Annotated in this window: 15 protein-coding genes, 2 tRNA genes and 1 pseudogene; 8 read left to right on the top strand and 10 right to left on the bottom strand. The window is 26.3% G+C overall.

Annotated features, from left to right (window positions below):
* Positions 1 to 318: 318 nt before the first annotated feature.
* From OW763_RS05475 to rlmD (OW763_RS05455), 5 genes and pseudogenes are all read right to left on the bottom strand, one after another.
* Complete coding sequence (locus OW763_RS05475) at positions 319 to 1,101, bottom strand: hypothetical protein (RefSeq protein WP_268040074.1); 783 nt, start codon at positions 1,099 to 1,101, stop codon at positions 319 to 321.
* Between the two features lie 4 nt (positions 1,102 to 1,105).
* Complete coding sequence (locus OW763_RS05470) at positions 1,106 to 2,065, bottom strand: hypothetical protein (protein WP_268040073.1); 960 nt, start codon at positions 2,063 to 2,065, stop codon at positions 1,106 to 1,108.
* Positions 2,019 to 3,221: a DUF262 domain-containing protein gene (locus OW763_RS05465; RefSeq protein WP_268040072.1), complete on the bottom strand. Its 1,203-nt coding sequence runs from the start codon at positions 3,219 to 3,221 to the stop codon at positions 2,019 to 2,021. Before OW763_RS05465 ends, OW763_RS05470 begins: the two co-directional genes overlap by 47 nt.
* A 3,897-nt stretch (positions 3,222 to 7,118) precedes the next feature.
* Positions 7,119 to 7,187 (bottom strand): annotated as a pseudogene (locus OW763_RS16895) (SEC-C metal-binding domain-containing protein); the annotation flags it as partial.
* A gap of 412 nt (positions 7,188 to 7,599) precedes the next feature.
* Positions 7,600 to 8,991, bottom strand: a complete 1,392-nt coding sequence (rlmD, locus tag OW763_RS05455; RefSeq protein ID WP_268040070.1) for a 23S rRNA (uracil(1939)-C(5))-methyltransferase RlmD — start codon at positions 8,989 to 8,991, stop codon at positions 7,600 to 7,602.
* Between the two features lie 257 nt (positions 8,992 to 9,248).
* Between rlmD (OW763_RS05455) and OW763_RS05450 the strand changes: the two genes are divergently transcribed.
* From OW763_RS05450 to OW763_RS05440, 3 genes are all read left to right on the top strand, one after another.
* Positions 9,249 to 9,324: transfer RNA gene (locus OW763_RS05450), tRNA-Met, on the top strand.
* A 113-nt stretch (positions 9,325 to 9,437) separates the two neighbouring features.
* Positions 9,438 to 9,513 (top strand) — tRNA-Met (locus OW763_RS05445).
* A 147-nt stretch (positions 9,514 to 9,660) separates the two neighbouring features.
* A complete protein-coding gene (locus OW763_RS05440) occupies positions 9,661 to 10,317 on the top strand; it encodes a pentapeptide repeat-containing protein (protein WP_268040069.1) in 657 nt (218 codons plus the stop codon).
* A gap of 72 nt (positions 10,318 to 10,389) precedes the next feature.
* Here OW763_RS05440 and rlmD (OW763_RS05435) read toward each other — a convergent pair whose 3' ends face one another.
* Positions 10,390 to 11,802, bottom strand: coding sequence for a 23S rRNA (uracil(1939)-C(5))-methyltransferase RlmD (rlmD, locus tag OW763_RS05435; protein WP_268040068.1), 1,413 nt, complete (start codon positions 11,800 to 11,802; stop codon positions 10,390 to 10,392).
* Between the two features lie 278 nt (positions 11,803 to 12,080).
* Between rlmD (OW763_RS05435) and OW763_RS05430 the strand changes: the two genes are divergently transcribed.
* Entirely contained in the window at positions 12,081 to 12,260 is a 180-nt protein-coding gene (locus OW763_RS05430) for an aspartyl-phosphate phosphatase Spo0E family protein (RefSeq protein ID WP_268040067.1), read from the top strand.
* 303 nt (positions 12,261 to 12,563) lie between these two features.
* Complete coding sequence (locus OW763_RS05425) at positions 12,564 to 12,743, top strand: alpha/beta-type small acid-soluble spore protein (RefSeq protein WP_268040066.1); 180 nt, start codon at positions 12,564 to 12,566, stop codon at positions 12,741 to 12,743.
* A gap of 62 nt (positions 12,744 to 12,805) precedes the next feature.
* On the opposite strand, the gene OW763_RS05420 is transcribed toward OW763_RS05425, so the two are convergent.
* Together OW763_RS05420 and recJ are read right to left on the bottom strand one after the other, a co-directional pair.
* Positions 12,806 to 14,410, bottom strand: a complete 1,605-nt coding sequence (locus OW763_RS05420; RefSeq protein WP_268040065.1) for a sensor histidine kinase — start codon at positions 14,408 to 14,410, stop codon at positions 12,806 to 12,808.
* 158 nt (positions 14,411 to 14,568) lie between these two features.
* Positions 14,569 to 16,350, bottom strand: coding sequence for a single-stranded-DNA-specific exonuclease RecJ (gene recJ, locus OW763_RS05415; RefSeq protein ID WP_268040064.1), 1,782 nt, complete (start codon positions 16,348 to 16,350; stop codon positions 14,569 to 14,571).
* 76 nt (positions 16,351 to 16,426) lie between these two features.
* Between recJ and OW763_RS05410 the strand changes: the two genes are divergently transcribed.
* Entirely contained in the window at positions 16,427 to 17,245 is an 819-nt protein-coding gene (locus tag OW763_RS05410; protein WP_268040063.1) for a TIM barrel protein, read from the top strand.
* 460 nt (positions 17,246 to 17,705) lie between these two features.
* On the top strand, positions 17,706 to 18,296 hold the full coding sequence (locus tag OW763_RS05405) for a flavin reductase family protein (RefSeq protein ID WP_268040062.1): 591 nt from the start codon (positions 17,706 to 17,708) through the stop codon (positions 18,294 to 18,296).
* Between the two features lie 77 nt (positions 18,297 to 18,373).
* On the opposite strand, the gene OW763_RS05400 is transcribed toward OW763_RS05405, so the two are convergent.
* The gene (locus OW763_RS05400; protein WP_268040061.1) at positions 18,374 to 19,588 is read right to left on the bottom strand and encodes a M16 family metallopeptidase; all 1,215 of its coding nucleotides are present in this window, start codon (positions 19,586 to 19,588) and stop codon (positions 18,374 to 18,376) included.
* Positions 19,589 to 19,703: 115 nt separating this feature from the next.
* On the opposite strand from OW763_RS05400, the gene OW763_RS05395 reads away from it, so the two are divergent.
* Entirely contained in the window at positions 19,704 to 20,147 is a 444-nt protein-coding gene (locus OW763_RS05395) for a GtrA family protein (protein WP_268040060.1), read from the top strand.
* 58 nt (positions 20,148 to 20,205) lie between these two features.
* On the opposite strand, the gene OW763_RS05390 is transcribed toward OW763_RS05395, so the two are convergent.
* Entirely contained in the window at positions 20,206 to 23,124 is a 2,919-nt protein-coding gene (locus tag OW763_RS05390) for a DNA topoisomerase IV subunit A (RefSeq protein ID WP_268040059.1), read from the bottom strand.
* Between the last annotated feature and the right edge of the window lie 21 nt (positions 23,125 to 23,145).

Below are 23,145 nucleotides of genomic sequence, written 5' to 3'. Positions count from 1 at the left end.
ACACTAAATTTTCTAATTTTCCACTAAACAAATTTACTTCAAAGAAACCAGCAGATGGACTAAAATTAGCCCACCTGCTGGTTTCTCTTATATATAATACTATTATATTTCATTTTCAAGAGATAACATTTTCTCTTGCCTCATTTCATGCAAAGTTTTGTCATTACCCTTGATTAGAACCCAATCATAAATTCTAATACTAGACCATCCAGTAACCTTCTGACCCCACTTATTAAACGTAAGTTTTTCGCCATTCCTTCAGTATATATAAATCGTTTTCTATCATCCACCTCAATATAAACCTTTATATTTTTTATTCTAATTTTTACTTTTAATAAGTATTTGGGTATATATTAATTCACATAGTTTAATTGATTTTTCTTTAGAAAATCCCTTTATTTTTTCAATAAATAAATCTACAACTAAATTACAATACCTATTTTTTTTAGGAATTACTTTATATTCAATTACATCTTGGAGAAATTTAGAGAATTCTTTTGTTCTATATTTAGAATCATTTAAATTAAATCTATTTATATGCTTTTGTATAAACTGTTTTTCTTCATCATTATAAGGGTATATATTACTAGGTATAAATTTCTGATTTAATAAATCATATTGTATTAAATAATCCCTTCCTGTAATTTTATTTTTAATTCCAAATGGCTGTAATATTATTTGTCCGCCCTCTTTTTCTGTGTAAATTCTTCTGATTTCATTATATTTACTACAACTCTCTATACATGTTACTCCACATTCTGAAATCAATTCAAAATCCTTCACTTCTTCAACTGTTAATGCTCTGATTTTTTCTCCTTTTTTCTTAAATGATCCATTACACTTTGAACACGCTATAGCAATATTACTAGGACAATTTTTAAGCTTGTCACAATTAAATTTTTCTATAGAATGTTCCAACTCCCCCAAATTTTTTCTATCTATTAAAATCTTTGTATAACAATACATACAATGCCCCTTAGATGCTTCTGTAAGAACTTGCTTTAAATTATCTTTTCCCTTACCTTTATATGAATACAATATATCTTTCTTATATTGAGGACTGAAATTTGGCATATCTAATAAAAAAATATTATTCCCCATAATATCACCAACTCTTTATTTGATTTAATATAAGTTTTTGAGAGTTAGTTAATATTGTTTCATCAATATTTTCCAATCGTTCTTTTTCAATTTCTGTCCATGTTTCACTAATTTTAGAATTCAACAAATTTCTTAGAGTTATTTCAATGTCCTCTATTTCATTACTACTACTTAAATTGTAGATTTTTTCAAATATCTCTCTTACATCAGTAATACTTGAAAAATCATTTCCATCTAAACACTCATAATTATTTTCGGTTAAAACTATAATATTACAATCTATAGAACTTGCTACTACATCTGCTGAATGTGTTGTTACAACAAAATTCATATTAAGAAATGTATTAATTAAAAACGGTAAAATTTTCCCTTCATTTTTTGTTGATAAAAATTCGTTTATTTCATCAATAACTACTACTGGGTTCATTATATTAGATCCTAGAGAATTTTCAAAGTAAATCAATTCCAAAAACAGCCTTATTATTGCTTGATATCCACTTGATATATTTTCTATACCATCTTTTATATCTAAGACTTTTTTTTCTCCCATTATTTTGTCCTTCTTAAGCGTTATTTCAAAATCTATATCCAAAAAATTTTTCAGCATCACTTTTAATTCTTCATGATAATTAAAATATACCTTTTCTATAACACCAATACCTGCTTTATATAAATCAAAAGTATCCACTAAGTTAAAATTGTTTTCATTTAATCTATATTTAACTACGGACTTATATGTTTGATCTAAGTCATCTGCCATACTAACTTTTTCATAATTAAAATTTCTATTAACAGAATCTATAAAATAATAACCCTTTTCTTGCTTTACAAGTAATTGCTTTAGAATCTCCGATTTTCCACTTGAATTATCGCCAACTATTATTGTATTTCTATGTTTAAGTTCTTTATTTAATATTTTATTTTTTATTTCCATTAACATAGTTTGATAACTGTTTGTATACATAATTCAATCTCCCTTTTACCTTTGATTTACTTGATGAAGAACTTAAAATATATTGTTCATAAGACGTATCATTTGCTATAGTTTTACAAAAATCATTTTCAATTGTATAATTTCCATCTATATAAATACTTGCAAGATATAAGCTTTCTAATAATAAGTTAGCTATTCTATCCCCTACTTCTATTTTATCTATAAATCTCTCTATATTTTTCTTGTACATATCTACTGTGACATCATCAAAATGTATAGCTTCATCTGAAAAATCATTCAGCAATTTAGGATAGGAATTTCCATAATTATGTAATTTAATCAAACCATATTCTAGCTTAAAATAATACTGTATTGCTGCAAATCTAAGTAATAATTCAACATCTCTACTATGTTTATGTTTTTCTCCATAGATTTTTCTCCACTTTTCATTAGTGTTATTAATTTCATGTAACATATCATAGAATTTGCATTGATATACACCATTTCTAAGTTCTTGATTTTTAAGTTCTGTTCCACCACTATTTAAGTTTTGAAAAACTTTATATAATATTCTATTCTTCTGATTTTCAGCATCAACTTTTATTTCTATAACAGAAATAGTAGTAAAATCTACAGTTCTTCTTATTTCTTTAGGTAATTTATCATATCTTATATCAATAACTTTTTCCTTATCCTCTTCCCTATATTTCAACTCATAAGTAACATCTTTTAAAGGATATTGATCTTCTAATAACTTTTCAAAACTTATTTCCGCTCTATTTAATCTATCATCAGACATTAATCTTTGTAATTCCACTTGAGTATTTGTACTATTCTTTATATATTTTCCTTTATAATACAAAAATAAACTTAGTATTCTTTGCTGTCCATCAAGTATTTCCATTTGTTTTTTTTCATTACGATATACATATATAGGCGGTATAGGTAACCCCCTTATAAGCGAAATAGCTAAATTTTCAACTTGCTCCTTTGACCAAATATATTTTCTTTGATACTTAGGTATTACATATAATAGATCATTAAAACCATCTATTAAAGTCTTAAATGCCAAATCTGATTTATATTGAGTTACATTTGTATTTTCTATGAAGCTATAATCTTTTTGTTCAGTTATATCTTCATCCTGTTTTTCTATATCTTCAATATTATAATTTTTTTCTTCCATCTTCTTCACCACCTTATTAAATTATACAATATCTGTATTATCTATGTTTGTTTTTACTATCACTAAAAACATTAACTTTCTATAATCTTCTTTCTTGTATATTTTTCTAAAACTATCTAAAATCTTTTATAAAAATAAATACCAAAATCTATATTAACATAATTATATTATAAATCCTATTTTAATATTTTTCTATAATATTTTGTTTGTTAAACTGCATATTAAAAACTCTAATTTAAACCACAATAGTTTTTAGACTTATTTATTCAATAATTTGTCTAATTCATAAATACTAATAATTGGGTATTCAATTTTTTTATACCTTGAAAATAATATTTTATTAGTTACCATGTACGCATTAATCTTATATTTTTTAGAATAGACCATATGTAGTCCTTCCAATATTTCTTTATAGTGTTCTTTCATATAATCAATTCTTCTTTGAAATTTTTCATCATATTTATGGTTTAAAAAAAAATTAAATTGTTGCATATACATTTCATGAATAGAACCGACTTTACTTAAAACTTTACTTTCTATCAACCATATTTCTGCCTTATCCTCATTCACAACCAGTAAATCATAATCACCTAACTTTTGTGGATGTTTATGCTTTTTATCCAGAGAATGAAGTTTTGCATTAGGCCATATATTTTCAAATCCATATTTAGTAAAGATATCTACAATATCATATACCATTAAATCTTCATATCTCTTTTTCCACGCTTTCAGAACCTTCATAACATTATCCATTCCTATTTCATATGGCAAATAAAAATCAGCCAAACCATATTCCCATTTATTATGTAATTCTTTTAATACAACTGGTGAAAAAATTATATTATTATTTAGTTTAATCAATGGTTTAACATCAAAACGATTATCACGTTGTTCCCTTTCATTAACAGGTAAGAAATCTTTGATTTGCCCTCTCCACAATTTCAATTTAATAATATCAACAGTTAGATTTTCTATAATTTTAATAATTTCTTCTCTTTCAATCGGTTCCTGTAAGCACTCTTGAAATCCTTGGATTATTTCTTCTTCATGCATCTCAATTACATTTGGCACTATCTCCAAATAATCCATATTTATAAATGATAATTGCAGATACTCAATCAGAGACAGCATATTCTTAAAATCTATATCCGTATCTTTCTTATATGCACTTATTGCAGCTTCCATAAATACTCGATCTTCTTCATCACCCTTTATAGTATAGTCTTGATTATTATATATACGTTGTTCCAATTCTTCTTTTTGTAATTCCACTTCATCTTCTGCTATAACATCCACAATAAACTCAAAATTTATTTCAATATGTGATTCTCTTTCAGAGTTATAGCATAAATCAGCATTATCCTGTAGCACAACAAGCCAATTGGCAAAGGCCATCAGAAATTCCAGTTCTTCATTGGAACATTTTTTTGAAACCGCTCTATTCAAATTCAAATTTGTTTCTATCAAATACTGCAAACACCGTATATGATGCTTTTCTTCTTCCCTCATATTTATTATTTTGTCGTGAATCTCTTGGATAATTTCTTCTTCAACATTGTGAAATGCCCTATATCTTTTATTATGAACATTTACAGTATGTATTGAATTTGCATAGATACTAAGTACTCGATAATGTAAATCCTCTCTATTAAATGCAGATACTTTTTCCTCAAACATTTTTATAAGACCACCTTGCATGTTTCTAATTACATTTGTAGCCTCTCTTCCATTATATATTTTTTGTTCTATCCCCATTTCATAACATAACTTTGCAATACTCTTTCTTACATTCAAATATGCTTGATCATGAACATTGTATCGAACAGCTTTATCAGACCAGTAATAATCTATAGACATAGCAAAAACATCAACTTCTTTTTTTAATCTAATTTCATTATTTAAACAACTAACTAAAGCTGAATAGTCTTCTTTACTAATTTTTTCTAACGGCTTAAATAATTCTAAGAAATACTTATTCTCTACACTTCTATCTATTGATGTCTCAATATCTCTGTATAGATTTTCTTTATTAACAGCGTACCTAATGCATATATTGTTTCCATAGGTATGAACATCACTATAAACATATTTTCGAGAAATATCTTCAGTAAATCCTGTTTCATCTACTTCTTTTGCATATATACTAGGCATATATAAAATTTGTATGCATTTATTATACATTTTTTTAGAATCTCTAAATACCTTTTCACATCGCTTTATTTTTCTATCATTTAGGTCATCTACAAAATTAATGGTTTCAAATTCTTTCTCTGAAAATCCTATACGCCTAAAAAATTCAACATTATGAATAAAGAAAAGAACACAATTATTGTCAAATCGTTTAACTATTCCCCTAAAACCATGTGAAATTTTATTAATATATTGATAATAACCATTTCCTTTTTCCTCAATAACCCAGCTAAAAGGAGAATCAAACATAAACTCATCACTTCGCCATGGATACTTTTGTAACTTATCTTTATAATAATCCCAAACATATGCAATTTCTACATCATGTGCCAATCCTATCATTTGAAACTCAATTGCTCCTTTTGAAAACATGTGATTTTGTTGTTTCCAAGTTAGAAAATGAGATGCTTTACCTCCAAATCCAAACATCTTTTCATATTCATTTTTTCTATCTTGATTTAAATAAATAGCAAGTTCTTCGAAATCATCCATAAATAATAAAATGTAGGCCATATCTAATGCCGAACATTTGAAATATTTCTCATTTTTATCACCTAATTGCATTGCATGCTCTGTTATATTAGTAAACTGATTAAACAAAATGAATGATATATTTTTATCATTTGGCACATTAATCCCAATAACATTTTCATCATTACTTCTGCTTACGGTTTCCACTATATTTAAGCAATTATTTTTATTTAGGTTTTGAATTTTATCAAGTTCATTATACAATTCCTCAGCAGAATACTCATCCTCGTTTATAGCCAAAATAATATTTTTCTCTGTTTTAGCACAAAAGGCATAAGGTGATTTTGATATTAATTCCCCATCTTTTAGTATTGAAACCGGAAATAGTACTTTAGGACATTCCATATCATCCATCTTACATAATTTACTTAGCATTCTAATAATTGTTGTATTAATAAGATTAGTTTCCTGAATTGAATTTAAATTTTTAATCCAAATACTATATATATCAACAATGATAGATGTATTAAACAATGGATAGACTTGTCCATATTTTATAATGAAATGGCGTTTTTCTATTGGTAAATTACTACCAGCTAGTACTTTTGCAATATTCTTTAAAGGATACTTTTTTATTTCATCATCAAAGAACTCACGTGTTCTATTAAATAATTTTTCTGAAGGTACTAAATATTTAACTTTTTTTTCACCATTACTGATATTTTCTTCTTTAAAAAATTTAATAGTACCAGAAGTATACTCTAATAATCCTTTTAATATTTCTTCCATATTTATCAATTCAGCTAAACATGGAAGGAACTGTAGCATTCCAAACACTTGATTATGCCCTGTACCCGTAATGACATTGTACTCTTTATCTCTCCAATAGAATTTAATTTCACCAAAATCTTCTATAGTGTAATCATCCCAAATACCAACCGGCAATTCTTTCTCAATTTTTTTAAAGAATTCCAAAAAATCAGCATAATCAGATATACGTTTCTTTCCAAAATTTTCTTGAATTAGTAATCCTGCATTAAGAGTCAATGCATTTTCTAATGCTGAACGATTATCTAATGAAATATTAATACAATATATAGCTATTACTAAATCATTAAAATCATATTCAGATAAAATATTTTTTATTGGTAATACTTTTGTTGCAATTCTTTGAAAATCACTTGATACTAACAATTGATTTTTATTATAATCTGCATTATTTTTGCTTTCTATCATTCTATTCATACAACATTTTTTATACTTCTTTCCGCTACCACAAGGGCATGGATCATTTCTTCCTATTTTCATTAAGAACCTCCCAAATAATAATATCTAACTTATATATTTAAATTCATAGCCAACTTTTTTTTATTACAATCGATTATTACATCAATTAAAAGTAAATATCTTTTAATCATATTTTACCATATTTAAGTTAATTTACATATTTATTATATGATTACCCTTTAAATAAATTCACAGTATAGTTTACACACAATAAAAATATCTATTTCTTTACATAAACCTATTAATTTTTAAGTTACACTTCTATATTAACTCAAAAAAATATATTCCTGTATGCAAAAGCCCTCAAGTGCACCATCTACACTCAAGGGCTCTACCCAACCATATTTTCTTTTTTTTTCTGTTTCCTAACCCCGTGTCAAGAAACATATACTATTTTTACCATTCTTTCAGCCTAGATGTACCAATACCTCTACCTGTGTTTCCTTTTAAGCTTTACTACGCACTCGATGTGGCTCGTTTGTGGGAACATGTCAACTGGCTGTACCTCTAATGTTTCATATCCTAACTCATCAAGTATGTTTAAGTCTCTAGCTAATGTTCCTGGATCACAAGATACATAGACCACTTTCTTAGGCTTCATTTCAGCTATAGCCTCTAAAAGAACTTTATCACACCCTTTTCTTGGTGGATCAACTACAACTACATCTGCTTTTATTCCTTCTTCTATTAATTGAGGTATAGCTTCTTCAGATTTTCCTACTATAAATTCAACATTATCTATATTATTTTCTTTAGCATTAACTATTGCATTTTCTATTGCTTGAGGTACCATTTCGATTCCATATACTTTTTTACATTTTTGTGATAGGAATAATGAGATACTTCCTGTACCACAATAAGCATCAAATACTATTTCTTCTCCACTTAAATCAGCATATTCTAAAGCCTTATTGTATAATACTTCTGTTTGAATTGGATTAACTTGGAAGAATGACAATGGAGATATATTAAATTTAAATTCTCCTATGTTATCTTTTATAACATCTTTTCCCCATAGAGTTTTACATTTTTCACCTAAAATCACATTAGTTTTATTAGGATTTACATTTTGAATTATACTTGTAATTCCCTCTATGTTATTAACCATTAATTCTATAAATTCTTTTTTGCATGGTAGATTGTTTGCTTTTGTTACAATAACAACCATAGTTTCATTAGTCTTAAATCCTCTTCTCACCATGATATGTCTTACTACTCCAGCATTTATATATTCATTATAAGGCTTTATATCAAACTCTTTAATCCACTGTCTTGTAAGTTTAACAACTTTATCAGTTGTTTCATCTTGTATTGCACAATTTTGTATATCAATAATATCATGAGTTCTAGGAACATAAAATCCTATTTTAACTTCATTTTTATATTCTCTCACTGGAAGTTGTACTTTGTTTCTATAATTATAGGGACTATCCATTCCTAATGTATCGTGAAGAACTATATTTTCTTTACTATCAACTTTAAGTTTTGCTATTCTTTCTAAACAATCCTTAACTCTGTTTGTTTTAAATTTAAGCTGTGCATCATAAGCTAAATGCTGTAATCCACATCCTCCACATCTATTATATATACTACAAACTGGTTCAACTCTATCCTTAGATGGATTAATTATTTCTATAAGTTTTCCAAATCCAAAGTTTTTTCTTACTTTTAAAACTTTAATACGAACTGTTTCTCCTAGAAGTGCTCCTTGCACAAAGATAGTGTAATTATCTATTTTGGCTACACCTTCTCCTTCATAGCCCAATCCTGTTATTTCTACAACGTGTTCTGTATTTTTTTCTATTGGTATAATTTTTTCCATTTAATATTTCTCCATTTCTTTTCTTTTTTACTATCGTATTATATCTTATCAGAAAATTTAATATAGTAATATAGTTATTCTAAAAATTTAATAATAAAAATTCAACTTACGCGGTATTCTTATATTCAAAGTATTGATATAAATTAAGAACAACCAATATTTTAATAATGTTTTATTTAATATATTTCAACAGATGTCTTGACTTATTATATTTATTAAGTTATAATAAAACCCTAGTCAAAACTTACACATAACGACGCGGGGTGGAGCAGCTGGCAGCTCGTTGGGCTCATAACCCAAAGGTCATAGGTTCAAGTCCTATCCCCGCAACCATAAAAGCTCCTATACTTGAGTATAGGAGCTTTTATTAATAATAAAATATTTCTCTTGACTTATTATATTTATTAAGTTATAATAAAGCCCTAGTCAAAACTTATATATAACGACGCGGGATGGAGCAGCTGGCAGCTCGTCGGGCTCATAACCCGAAGGTCATAGGTTCAAGTCCTATTCCCGCAACCATAGAAACTCCTATACTTAAGTATAGGAGTTTCTTATTAATAATAAAATATTAAACTATAACAGCTTCAATTCATTTATATAAAATTGGATAAATTAAATATTAAAATAACAAACAGCAAATAAAGGTACTTATAATGGAGGTAAACAATGGCTAAAAATCAAAGTGTTAGTGGAAATTTTAATTACAATAATATAGATAAAAAAGATAAGAACTTTATGTATAAAAATCTTCAGAGAAGTAATTGCTATAATAGCAATTTTTCAAATTCAAATTTTAATTATGTAAGTTTTAGAGGTGCACATTTTAAATCATGTACTTTTTGGGGATGTACCTTTAAATGGGCAGAATTTATTGGAACAAATTTAAAAGGCAGTATTTTAAAAAATGCTAAGTTTGAAAATACTATATTTGATTCTGTGAATTTAGATGGGGTTAATTTCAAAGATGCAGAATTTAAAAATACTATATTTTTAGCTACTAATACAGATAAAGCTAAAAACTTAAATTTAAAAGATTCAAACATTAAAGTTTTTGATGAAATGCCACAATTAGAAATCAGCACAGAACTAGAACTAGCAGTTAAAACCATAATGAAAAATAAATATGTAAAGAAAGCAAGGATTTTTGATACAAAAGATGGGAACTTAAACGTATTGAACTTAATGATCTTATTAGATAACTTTGATGAATCAACATTAATAAAAGGATTAACTATCATTGAAGTTGAACTAGATAGAGCTTTTTACACATTAAGTTATATAATCAAGTTACTAAAAAAACATCAAATAGATGGAACTCTTTAATATACTTATAAAATAGAAAAAATATCATGAGGAATACTTCTCATGATATTTTTTCTATTTTGTTAACTTATTTTACTTGCATAACTTCACTATATTTTCTACATGGCTCGTTTGTGGAAACATATCAACCGGTTGAATTTCTTCTACTTTATAGCCATTCTTTGTTAAAAACTTCAAATCTCTTGCTTGTGTTATATAGTTACAAGAAATATAAATAACATTTTGGGGACTCATCTTTACTAAAGAAGATAGGAATTTTTCATCACTGCCACTTCTCGGTGGGTCCATCATAACCGTATCTAGTTTTTCACCAGTTTTAGCCATGTTTACAATGAATTCGCCTGCATCACCTTCATAGAAACGTGCATTCTTTATGCTATTTATCTTAGCATTTTTAATAGCATCCTTTACAGCATCTCTGTTCAATTCAACTCCAATAACTGAATGCACCCTTTTGCTAAGAATAAGTCCTATAGTACCAATACCAGAGTAAGCATCCATAACCACTTCATCACCTTTGAAATCAGCCATCTCAATTGCTTTACTGTATAGCTTATGAGTTTGAATAGGATTAACCTGATAAAACGATTTAGGAGATATATTAAAAGTGCAATTACATAGTATATCTTTAATAGTTCCTTTACCATACAGGACGTTTTCTCTGTCTCCAAGTACCATACTAGTCTTTCTATTGTTCACATTCATTACAATTGTTGTAATCTCAGGATGCTTCTTTAACAATGCCTTCACAAAATTATTTTTTGAAGGGAAAACAGAAGTTCCTGTAACTAGTACCACCATAACTTCTTTAGTAGCAAAACCTGTTTTAATAAGAACATGCCTTAAAATTCCTTGCCTCCTATCCTCATCATAAGGCTTCATCTTGAAGGATTTCATAAGTTCTCTAATTGAAGCATTTATCTCATCTGCCTTAGGATCTTGAATTATACATCGTTGAATAGGAATCACTCTATGACTATTTTCTTCATAAAAACCTGAAATAACCTCGCCTCTTTTTCCATAAGAATAAGTTGCATGTATTTTATTACGATAATCATATGGCTTTTCCATAGTGATAATTGGATTCACCTTACCGAATGGTTTCATAATCTCTTCAACGGATTTTTGTTTGAATTCTGATTGCCCTTTATAAGACATATGCTGTATCTGACATCCACCACATTCATTATAATAAGGACATTTAGGCTTCACTCGGTATTGCGATGAATTCTTAACCTTAAGTATACGTCCTGTAATAGTTCCAGTATTTTTTAATATCTCAACAGTTGCTGTTTCACCTTTCAGTAAATACGGAATTACCACTTTATCATTCCTATGTATTATTATTCCTTTTCCGGTTTCATCCATATCAATACATTTAACTTCTACTATTTCTTTCTTGGAATCACTTTTTTTATGTATTTTCTTTTTAAATTTCGAATTATTTTTGGAATTTTTCTTAAAATTATGCTTAATATTATTCATTGAATCCATCCTTTGTATTAGACATCTTAAAAAATACTAGCAGCATACTAATCTAGTTTTTCAGATGCCTTACTTTAGTTATTGATAATTGTTTAAACATTTATTTTTACATTATAACATTCTTATTTCAAATTAATCAATATTTGCAAAATTAATATGAAAACATCATATTATTTTACTGTTAATTTCAAAATATTATTTTTTATACTATATATTTATTTTATTGAAAAAGTATGGTAAAATTATGTGGATTATGCTTAAGAGAAAGGTAACTGGAAATGGAATATAATTTTGTAAATAATCAAAAACTTAAATTATTAGATACAAAAGTTGACTATGTAAAAGATCTTCTTTATATACTTTTAAAATATAAAAAACCTACCGATACAGAAGTTGTAAACTGTAGTCAATATTTAGACAAGCTTATATTACAATATAAAGATCTTAATTATGAATAAACTAAAGATATCATCATTAACATATATAATTCCATAAAATCAATTGAAATATAACACAAATATTATAGTCTTAAAAACAGATTTTTTATTTAAAATTTTTATTTACATTATGTAACTATAGTATATTCTCTCTATATAAGGGTATCATAATTTATGTAGTGATAAAAAAATTGAAAAAATTTGGTTATAAAGAAATTGATTAAAATTCTTGAATCCACTTCCTTTTTTTCCTTGAATCTTCTATTATATATATCTCCATATTGGATAAGCTATTAATGAACCAGAAAAAGGAGGTGAAAATAAATGGCACAAAAATTAGTACCTGAAGCTAAACAAGGATTATACAAATTTAAGATGGAAGTTGCTAATGAATTAGGAGTTCCTTTTACAGAATATAATGGAAATCTTACTTCAAAGCAGTGTGGTTCAGTTGGCGGAGAAATGGTTAAAAAAATGGTAGAACAATATGAAAGAAATCTATAATAACTAGATAATATATAAATAAACGCATGAGTCCTTATACTCATGCGTTTTAGTATTAAATGTTACACATCTGAAAACTCAACAATTACCTTATCATTTAAGTTGGAATCCACATAGTAATCTTTCTTACATTCTTTTATAATAATTTCCTTATTAAATTTAACACAGAATTCAGTACCTTGATTTATTTTACTTTTTACGTCTATCTTACCTTTCATAAGTTCTACAAGCTTTTTAACTAATGTTAATCCAAGACCTGTACCTTCTGCTTTTCTTGAGAGTGAACTATTAACCTGCGCAAATCTGTCAAAAATATTTTCAATATTCTCTTCTGCAATACCAATTCCTTCATCACGTACTTTAATCCTAACATCACTATCATTAATATTTATTATTATCATAACCTTTTTATCTTTAGGTGTAAATTTTATTGCATTAGATAATAAATTTAAAATAATTCGTTCATATTTATCTTTATCCAATTTAACTAATACTTCTTCAAGATTTGTATCAAAAATCAAATCAATACCCTTGCTTTTTGCATAAAGATTTGCTGAAGTAACTAGATTTTCTGTTAAATAAATCACATCAAATACAGAATAATTAATTTGTAAAAAGCCTCCTTCTGCTTTAGATATATCAAGTATATTATTTACTAATTTTAATAGCCTACTACAATTTTGAGAAACCTTTAATAAAATTTTTCTTATATTAGGAGTTATTTCACTTGAATATATATCATTAGCTAACTGAAGTGATGAATAAATTATAGTTATTGGTGTCCTCAATTCATGAGAAATCATATTGAAAAACTCATCTTTAACTTCAGAAACTTTCTCTAATTTTCTATTTTGTTCTTTTATTTTTATTTCGTTAATTTTTGTTTCTGTAATATCTTTTAAAGTTATTACTGTATAAATTAATTTACCTTTTTCATTTAATATAGGATTGCAATTTAATTCTATGTATTTTTGTTCATTATTTTGTTTATTATTACATTTTATAACTAAATTTTTTATATTAGCTACATGATTTTTATAATTATCATATACTTCCTCAAGGTCATTTCCATATTCCTTTCCGTTATAAATCTTTATATATTTAATTATTTCTTTATAATTTGATATTTGTTGTAATTTAAGACTGGATATTTTAAGAGCTGCCTCATTACAAAAGTTAAAATAACCATATCTATCTAAAACTATCAATCCTTCAGACATATTATTTATAACATCTTTCAAACGTATAAGATATTTTTTTTCTCTATTTCGTAAATTCTCAATAATATCACATTTAGTTTTTATCTCAGTAGAAATAGACAAGAATTTTTCTCTATCTTTTTTTATTCTGTTTACATTTTCCACATATTCTGTAACTTCATAAATAAATATTTCTAAGTGCTCTTCTTTATAATTAATCATAATATCAAAATATCTATTATCTAAAATACATATTTTTTTTAGTTTTTTATCCATTTTATTTACAAAACAGTTAATAAAAATATCTTTACTATTTTTAATAAAATATAATTTTTCTATATTGTATGTTAAAATATCATAGTTTATATTAAATTTATTTAAAAACTCATCATTAACATAAATAATTTTCAAATCTATTCCTTGTAAAATTATTACATTAAAAAGAGTTTTATCATATAATTCATACATGAAAACACCTCCAACATATGGCAGCTTATCTTATATTTATTCTATACGCATACTTTTTTTCCTTCTTTTTACATAAAATAGCCTAATTTACTTTTATAAAAATAAAAATAGATATATCACAATTATCTTTATATAAAGTAATGTGATATATCTATTTTTTATTTGTTATTTAACTCTTTTGAAATCCTAAAATCTTTTATTTTTAATTGCTTACTCTTATGACCATTATATTCATTAATTGAAGGATAAAAAATTATATCTAACTTTAATCCAATCGGATTATTTAATATTTTCATATAATTTTCTCCGTGCTTTTCTTTAAGTATCTCTTTTAGTTCTTCTACTTTATTAAATGCTATAGCATCAATTGTATCTTTTTTATTCATTTTACAAGTTAGCTTTAAAGTATTTTGATTTTTTCCCATTATTTTTATGTTTATAATTTCTATATTTTTTTCTGCAAATAAAGGAGAAGAATTTCCTTTTCCAAAGGGTTCTAATTTTTCAAGTTCATCTATAAATATATAATCAATTATACTTAAAGGTATTCTTTTATCAATCTTGATTTTAGGAATAATATCATTTTCAGTAAGCTTACAATTTTCATTAAGCTTTTGTCTTAGTTTAAGAATATTTTCTTCTTTTATCGATAACCCTGCAGCCATAGGATGTCCACCAAATTTATCTAATAACTCCTTGCATTTCACAAGTTCCTCAAATAAATTATATTCTTCTATGGATCTACCTGATCCTTTTGGCATATTTTTTCCTTTTGTTAAAATTATTGTAGGAACATTAAATTTTTCTCTAACTTTCCCTGCAACTATACCAGCTATACTCTCATGGACATCTTGTTTATATATAACTAAAACTCTATCATTTTTCAGTTCAGAAGTTTCTATATATTCTATTATTTCTTCTACATTTTTAATTGTCATTTCTTGTCTTCTTTTGTTTAATTCATATAATTTTTTTGCAAGTTCTTCAGCTTTTTCTTTATCTTCACACATAAGTAATTCTACTGATAATGCTGCTGTATCCAATCTTCCAGTTGCATTTATACAAGGGCCTATCATAAAGCCTATGTTATAAGATTTTATCTCTCCACCTGTAATTCCTAATACTTCTATTAATGATTTCAAACCTAGATTTTTAGTTTTACTAATCATTTTTAAAGCATGTTTTGCTATAATTCTATTTTCCCCTATTAAATCAACTACATCACATATAGTACCTATTCCAGCAAATTCTATGAATTCATAAGCTTCTTTTTCATCAATACCAAGCTTTATGTAAAGTGCCTGTACAAATTTTAACGCTATTCCTGCTCCACATAATAATTTAAAAGGATAAGGGCAATCGCTTTGTTTAGGATTTATAATAGCATCAGCATCTGGTACTACATACTTTTTTTCACCTTCATTTTCTACAAAAGGAAGTTCATGGTGATCTGTAATAATCACTTGCATTCCTAAACTTTTAGCAAGTTTTATTTCTTCAATAGCACTTATTCCATTATCACAAGTTAAAATAACTTCAGCAGCTTCTTCTTTTAAGGTTGTTATTCTATCGGAGCACATTCCATATCCTTCTGATTCTCTGTCAGGAATATAATACTTTACATTTGCATCTAATTTTAATAAGGCTTTATACAAAATAGTAGTACTTGTAACTCCATCTGCATCGTAATCACCATATACTACAATCTTTTTTCCTTCATCTATAGCATCTAATATTATATCCGTTCCTTTTTCCATATCCTTTATTAAAAAAGGATCATATAAATCATTTAGAGATGTATTCATAAATTTTTTAACTTCATCTACCTTCTTAATACCTCTATTAGTTAAAACCTTTGCAACAATCTTACTAATGTTTGCTTCTTTTGAGATTTTATCAATATCGCATTTTGTAACTCGTAATCTCCATTCTGCTTTCATTTTCATCACCTTCTCTACGCTATTATATCATAATAAGCAAGGATTTGTGGTATAATTGCACTTGGAGGTGCTAATGTTGGATACTTTATTATTTGGAATATCAGGTCTCCCTTTTGGAGATGGAACAAAAAAACTTATCTACAAATCAGGAATTGAATATTTAAAAAAAATTGGTTTAGATGCCATGGAACTTCCTTTTGTAAGATCTGTTAATGTAACGGATAAAAATAAAGATGATATATTAACAGCCAAAGCAACAAATAAATTTTATCTTTCTGCTCATGGTTCATATTTTGTAAATCTAAATGCTGATGAACAAGAAAAACAAGAAAAATCTATGGAAAGAATCATAAAAGGAGCTGAAGGATTAAAAAAAGTAGAAGGAAGAAGTCTTGTTTTTCACCCTGGATTTTATCTTAAGGATTCTAAAGAAGAAACCTTTGAAACTATAAAAAATAATTTGCTAAAACTTCCTGATTTAGGAGTACATTATAGATTAGAAACTACTGGAAAATCAACCCAATTTGGGTCTCTTGAAGAAAACGTTCAATTATGTAAAGCTATATCTACATGCAAACTATGTATAGATTTTTCACACTTACATGCTAGATATAACGGTTGTTTAAAAACTTACGATGATTTTGCAAGAATCCTAGATTATGTTGGATGTGAGCTAGGAGACACAGCATTAAAAGATATGCATATACATATGTCTGGAATAAATTATACTGTAAAAGGTGAAAGAAATCATCTTCCCTTTGAGGAAAGTGATTTTAATTACAAAGCTTGTCTTGAATCTTTTCACAAATTTAATATTAGGGGCTGCATTATTTGTGAAAGCCCATTTTTAGAAAAAGATGCATTGCTTCTTAAAAATTATTATGAATCTCTTTAAATTGTAAAAAAAGCGACGAAAGTCGCTTTTTATAATTAAATTTTACTTTAATTTAAAATCTATAAGCTTGTCCTTAATTTAGTATGTTTATGTATAATACTATTTTTCTTCTTTTTCTTCTTTTTCACTTTCCAAGTTTTCTTGAACAATAACCTTAATATCTTGTAACTCTCTCAAAATTTTTTCCAATAATTGCATTTCCATTTTCTCCATTTTTATCCCCTCCATATTTATTGCAAAATAATTTTTATATACTTTAATTATCGTACAAAAACGGATTTTATTACATAGTATCCTAGAGGAAATATAGTAATATTTATCCACTAAGTATTTTTTATATTAATATTGATAAACTTAAATTATTCTTCTATATTCTATTGATTATATAACATCTTAGCTGTTATAATTATTATGTTTTCAAGTACACAATAGTAAGCCATATAAATTAGGAGAGATAATAATGACAAAAAAAACTTTTAAAGGAAGCGCAATGTTAAATCCTGTTCCTTCTGTATTAATTACATCAAAAAACAAAGAAGGTAAAACAAACGTTTTTACAGTTGCATGGATATCAACTGTTTGTACAAACCCACCTATGATAACTGTAGGTATAAAACCTGAAAGACTTTCACACCAGTATATTAAAGATACTAGAGAATTTGTAGTTAATCTTCCATCTAAGGATATGGTGAAAATAGTAGATTTTTGTGGTGTACGTTCTGGGAAAAACACAGATAAAATCAAAGAATGTAAATTAAATTTAGCTCCTAGCACAAAAATAGAACCCCCTTATATAGATGATTGTCCTATATCTTTAGAATGCAAAGTGAAAAATATTATGCCATTAGGTTCGCATGATTTATTTATAGCTGAAGTTTTAGCTGTTCATGTTGAAGAAACTCTAATTGATGAAAAAAACAAAATTCACTATGAACAAGCAAATCTTATTTGCTATTCTCACGGAGAGTATTTTGGACTTTCAAAAAACGCTTTAGGAAGCTTTGGTTATTCTGTTAAAAAGAAAAAAAAGAGTAAAAATAAAAAACGTTAACAAAAAGAACACAATATGTTTTAAATCCATATTTGTGTTCTTTTCATTATTAACCATAATCTCATTTTTATTATTTGTTATGGTTTCAGTACTTGTATACTAGGACTTTTTAAAACCTTATTAATTACATTTAAAATCATATTTTCATTTACATTAATGTCATTAAATTCATCAAAAATATTTTCAACAGAGTTATACATTATCTTATGAGTAGTCATTTTTTTAGCAAGTTCTATAGATTTTTCAACACCTAGCTCTGTTTTTAAATTTATACTTTTTATAATTTTTCTTATAGTTTTTTCATCAAAAATTTCTTTTGAATTCTTGATTTGATCTATTTTATTATTAATAAGCTCTATTGCTTTATCTATATTATGTATAGATGTTCCAAGCTTTATTGTAAATAATTTTATTCCCTTCTCATTTTTTATGCTACTTGAAATATCGTAAACAAGACCATTTTTTGTTCTTATATCATCATATAATATACTGCTTATTCCCTCACCAAATTTAAGATTAAATATTTTCAATAATTTTATTTCTTTTTCATTTAAAAAATCTATAGGAAAACAATATTGTATTTTTGCACCATTCAAATCACTTCTAGTTTTATAAAAAATACCTTTTTTATTTTTTTCGTAAAGCTGTTTTTCTATAAAATTATATGGTTTATTCCATTGTGCAAAATATTTTTCTATGATTCCTGCAACAATTTCCAAATCTAAAGAAGAAACTATACTTATAACACAATTTTCAGGTGCATAATGTTTATTATAGAATCTTTTAATATCCTCTAATGTAATGCTTTTAATACTGCTTTCTAATCCAATTATTAAATCTTTAATTCTCCTATTTTTATAAGAATTAAAGAAAAGTTCATCCTCACAATGCTGATATGGATCATCTTTCCATTCATTTAATTCTTCAAGAATTATATCTATTTCTTCTTTAAATCCTTTATGTGGAAATATTGGATTTAATATAATATCTGAATAAATTTCAAATCCTTTTTCAAATTCTGTAGATAATGTAGTACCATAATATATAACATAAGGATAATTTGTCATAGCATTATGAAATCCAAATACTTCATCACATTCTTCATTTATCTGTTTTTCACTTCTATGTTTTGTTTCTTTAAAAACCATATGTTCAACTGCATGAGCAACTCCAATTTCGTTTTTATCCTCAACAATAGCCCCTGCATTAAATCCTATACAAAACGAAGTAACCTTACTTTCTCTTTTTATGTATTGAACAATAATCCCATTATTTAATTTATATTCTATCATCAACAAAACACTCCACTCTCATTTATACAAATAATTACATTGTAGCTTATTTTTAAAATTTTTTACATAATTTGTGATATAATTACTCTATGTTCAAACATTGGAGGAACTAAAAATGTTAAAAAGCAATTGCACAACAAAACAAAACTTAGTTCAATTTATAACTTATGCCTTAGTAGGTGGAAGTAATGTACTTATAAACTTTGCTATAATAAATATATTATCATCAATAACTAATATATATTCTGCAACAGATACATATTCTAGAGCACTGCTATATTTATTCGATATAGCAGCATTTGGAGCATATTCAATCAATGGTTATTTATTAAATAGGAAGCTCACTTTTAAATCTAATAAAAGTTCTTACTTAAAATATGCTTTAGTTCTAGGAATTTCAGCTTTCTTTAATACTAATATATTTGTATGGCTTACAGGTCATAATACATTTTATTTGCCTATAAAGCTTTGGTTTAATTTATCAAAATTAATAGCTTCCATAACTGTAGGAATAGTAACTTTTTTAATAAATAAATTCTTTATATTTAAAAAAAATTAATTTTTACATTTCAAATAAGGAGAAAAACTGCATAAACCCAGCTTTTCTCCTTATTATATTATTTTATTTTATCTACATAATCATCTAGTTCTAAAAGAATTAATTTTTTTCCTCTTCCTGCCCTATTTTGAACTTTCATATTTCCTATTTCTACTACCTGTTCTATATTATTTTTAGAAATCATCTTTAAGCATTTTGTATTTTCAGCATCAACAGCTAGTTCTTCATTATTAACTTTACTATTTGCTATAAATTCCGCATAAATAACCTCATCATTGTCATTGTCCTTAAAACTTATTCCTGTAACCCCTGATGCAGTTTTACCCATAGTATTTATACTCATTTTATCAAATTTTATACCCATTGCTCTCTTAGTTATAAGTACTATATCATTATTATCTTTGTCATTACTTAACTTAATATTTATCAATCTATCCTTTTCGTTTTTAATTTTATATCCCTTAACAAAAGTATAATCTCCATCAAATTCGCTCATTAATGTTCTTTTTACATAACCATTTTTACTAAAAAAATACACACTATTATTTTCACTAAAATCTATAATAGACAAAACCTTTATAACCTTTTCCTCTTGTTCATTAAAATCATTAATTAAATCACTTAGACTAATTCCCTTTTCTTGAACATTTTCTAACATATACGCAGGAATTTTAAACACATTACCAATATCACTAAAAATCATAATTTTACTCAATGAGTTAGTATGACATCCATAAAAATTTTTACAAACTTTTTTATTAGTTACCTTTATTAATCCTTTTCCATTAATATTCACAACAAACTTTTTTAGTTTAAATTCATCTGTATATTTAATATTAATAACTTCATCTGAATTTGAAAGGTTAAACAATTGTTTTCCTAATATATTTCTGTCTGTAGTTTCAAGACTAGGTTTATCCACAGTAAATTCCAATCCATTTTTTGTTTTAACCTTTATATATTTCTTTAATATTCTATTGTCAACTAACTGAACATCTATAAGTTTTTCATTAGTTTTTATTTTTAAAGCTACCAATTTAGAGTAATTTGTCTCAAATTTGTCCAAAGATGTTTTCTTTATTATCCCTTTATTTGTAAAGAAAACAAACGTTCTATCTTTAGAAAATTTGTCTAATACATAAGCTTCTACAATTCTTTCCTTATCTAAATCTAAAGCCCTTATTATATTATCTAGCTTTTCTCCTTTTTCTTTCCATTTCATTTCAGGTAATAATGCACATTTAATCTGGTACGCATTGCCTAAATCAGTAAATATCATAAGAGTATCTTTTGTATTTGCATTTATTAAATATCTATTCAAATCGCCTTCTCTATATTCTATATCGTCAACATTAGTATTTGACCTTTTATATGACTTATCAGATAATCGCTTTATATAGCCTTCATTTGAAATTGTTATCACTATATCTTCTTCTAAAATAATTTCATCTAAATCTATCTTAGCCTTCTCATCATCATGTATGATTCTAGTTCTTCTTTTATCTCCGTATTTTTGTTTTATTTCGTTGAATTGTTTTTTAATAACCTTAAATAGTTCTTTTTCACTAGAAAGTATTTTTTCAAGAGATTTAATTTCTTTCTCTAATTTCATATATTCTCTTTCAAACGTTTTAATTTCAAGACCACTTAACCTATATAACATAAGTTCAACAATAGCTTGTGCCTGTGCTTCTGAAAAACCATATTTATTAATAATATTTTTCTCTGAATCTTTTTTTGATTTTGAAGCTCTAATTGTAGAAATTATTTTATCCATTATATCTATAGCCTTGATAAACCCTTCTACTATATGAAATCTTTTTTTTGCTATTTCAAGTTCTTTTTTAGTTCTTCTAGTTATTACATCCTTTTGGTGATTTGTATAATGAACTATTATCGTCTTAAGACCCATAATTTCTGGTCTACCATTTGCAATCGCTACCATATTAAAATTTACATTGCATTGCAAATCCGTCTTTTTAAACAAGTATTTTAATACCTTTTCAACAATATCTTTTTCTACTGATTTTTTAAATTCTATAACTGATCTTATTCCATTTCTATCAGATTCATCTCTAATATCAGTTATAGATTCTAAAGCTTTAGCATGCTTTTTATCAGCTGTCATTTCAGAAATTGATTGAAGGATTTTTGATTTATTTCTTCTATAAGGGAATTCAGTTATTACTATTCCATATCTACCATCCTCCAATTTTTCAATACTTGTTTTAGCTCTTAATGTAACTTTACCTTCACCTTTTTCATAAGCAGAAAGAAGTGCATTTTCACCAATTATTATTCCTCCAGTAGGAAGATCAGGTCCTTTTATATAATCCATAAGTTCTTTAGTAGTTATTTCATTATTATCTATATAAGCAATAACTCCATCTATAACTTCACTCATATTATGAGGTGGTATATTTGTAGCAAGTCCTACTGCTATACCAAAGGTTCCATTTACTAATAAATTAGGGAATTTGGATGGAAGTACTTTGGGTTCAAGCTCCGTATCAGAGTAATTGTTTACCATTTCAACTACATCTTTATCAATATCTTTTAACATTTCTAAAGCAACATTAGTAAGCCTAGCCTCAGTATAACGCATAGCTGCTGCATTATCTCCATCTACACTTCCCCAGTTTCCATGACCATCTATAAGTGTCATTCTTGTTGAAAAATCTTGTGCTAGTATTACCATAGCATCATACACAGAAGTATCCCCATGAGGATGATATTTACCTAAAATATCTCCAACTATTCTTGCTGATTTATAATATGGTTTATCTGGCATAGCTTTTAATTTATAAGCACCATATAAAATTCTTCTATGTACAGGTTTTAAACCATCTCGAACATCTGGTAATGCTCTTTCTTTTGCAACTTCCACAGCATACGGAAGATAGTTCTCAGGCATAACCTCTGAAAGAGAAACTTTTATTATATTATTATCTCTTGGAATATCTATTTTCTTAACCATTGTTCAATTCCTTTCTCATAG

This window comes from Clostridium aestuarii (assembly GCF_026735135.1).
Lineage (GTDB): Bacteria > Bacillota > Clostridia > Clostridiales > Clostridiaceae > Clostridium_H > Clostridium_H aestuarii.
The sequence above is the reverse complement of the archived record's forward strand: the minus strand, read 5'-3'. Positions and strand labels throughout refer to the sequence as shown.

Excerpts from the sequence above, each read along its gene's own strand:
- OW763_RS05420 (WP_268040065.1), bottom strand. The coding sequence starts at position 14,410 with ATGTATGAATTATATGATAAAACTCTTTTTAATGTAATAATTTTACAA.
- rlmD (WP_268040068.1), bottom strand. The coding sequence starts at position 11,802 with ATGAATAATATTAAGCATAATTTTAAGAAAAATTCCAAAAATAATTCG.
- OW763_RS05425 (WP_268040066.1), top strand. The coding sequence starts at position 12,564 with ATGGCACAAAAATTAGTACCTGAAGCTAAACAAGGATTATACAAATTT.
- recJ (WP_268040064.1), bottom strand. The coding sequence starts at position 16,350 with ATGAAAGCAGAATGGAGATTACGAGTTACAAAATGCGATATTGATAAA.
- OW763_RS05440 (WP_268040069.1), top strand. The coding sequence starts at position 9,661 with ATGGCTAAAAATCAAAGTGTTAGTGGAAATTTTAATTACAATAATATA.
- OW763_RS05400 (WP_268040061.1), bottom strand. The coding sequence starts at position 19,588 with ATGATAGAATATAAATTAAATAATGGGATTATTGTTCAATACATAAAA.
- OW763_RS05395 (WP_268040060.1), top strand. The coding sequence starts at position 19,704 with ATGTTAAAAAGCAATTGCACAACAAAACAAAACTTAGTTCAATTTATA.
- OW763_RS05475 (WP_268040074.1), bottom strand. The coding sequence starts at position 1,101 with ATGGGGAATAATATTTTTTTATTAGATATGCCAAATTTCAGTCCTCAA.
- OW763_RS05430 (WP_268040067.1), top strand. The coding sequence starts at position 12,081 with ATGGAATATAATTTTGTAAATAATCAAAAACTTAAATTATTAGATACA.
- OW763_RS05405 (WP_268040062.1), top strand. The coding sequence starts at position 17,706 with ATGACAAAAAAAACTTTTAAAGGAAGCGCAATGTTAAATCCTGTTCCT.
- OW763_RS05470 (WP_268040073.1), bottom strand. The coding sequence starts at position 2,065 with ATGTATACAAACAGTTATCAAACTATGTTAATGGAAATAAAAAATAAA.
- OW763_RS05390 (WP_268040059.1), bottom strand. The coding sequence starts at position 23,124 with ATGGTTAAGAAAATAGATATTCCAAGAGATAATAATATAATAAAAGTT.
- OW763_RS05465 (WP_268040072.1), bottom strand. The coding sequence starts at position 3,221 with ATGGAAGAAAAAAATTATAATATTGAAGATATAGAAAAACAGGATGAA.
- rlmD (WP_268040070.1), bottom strand. The coding sequence starts at position 8,991 with ATGGAAAAAATTATACCAATAGAAAAAAATACAGAACACGTTGTAGAA.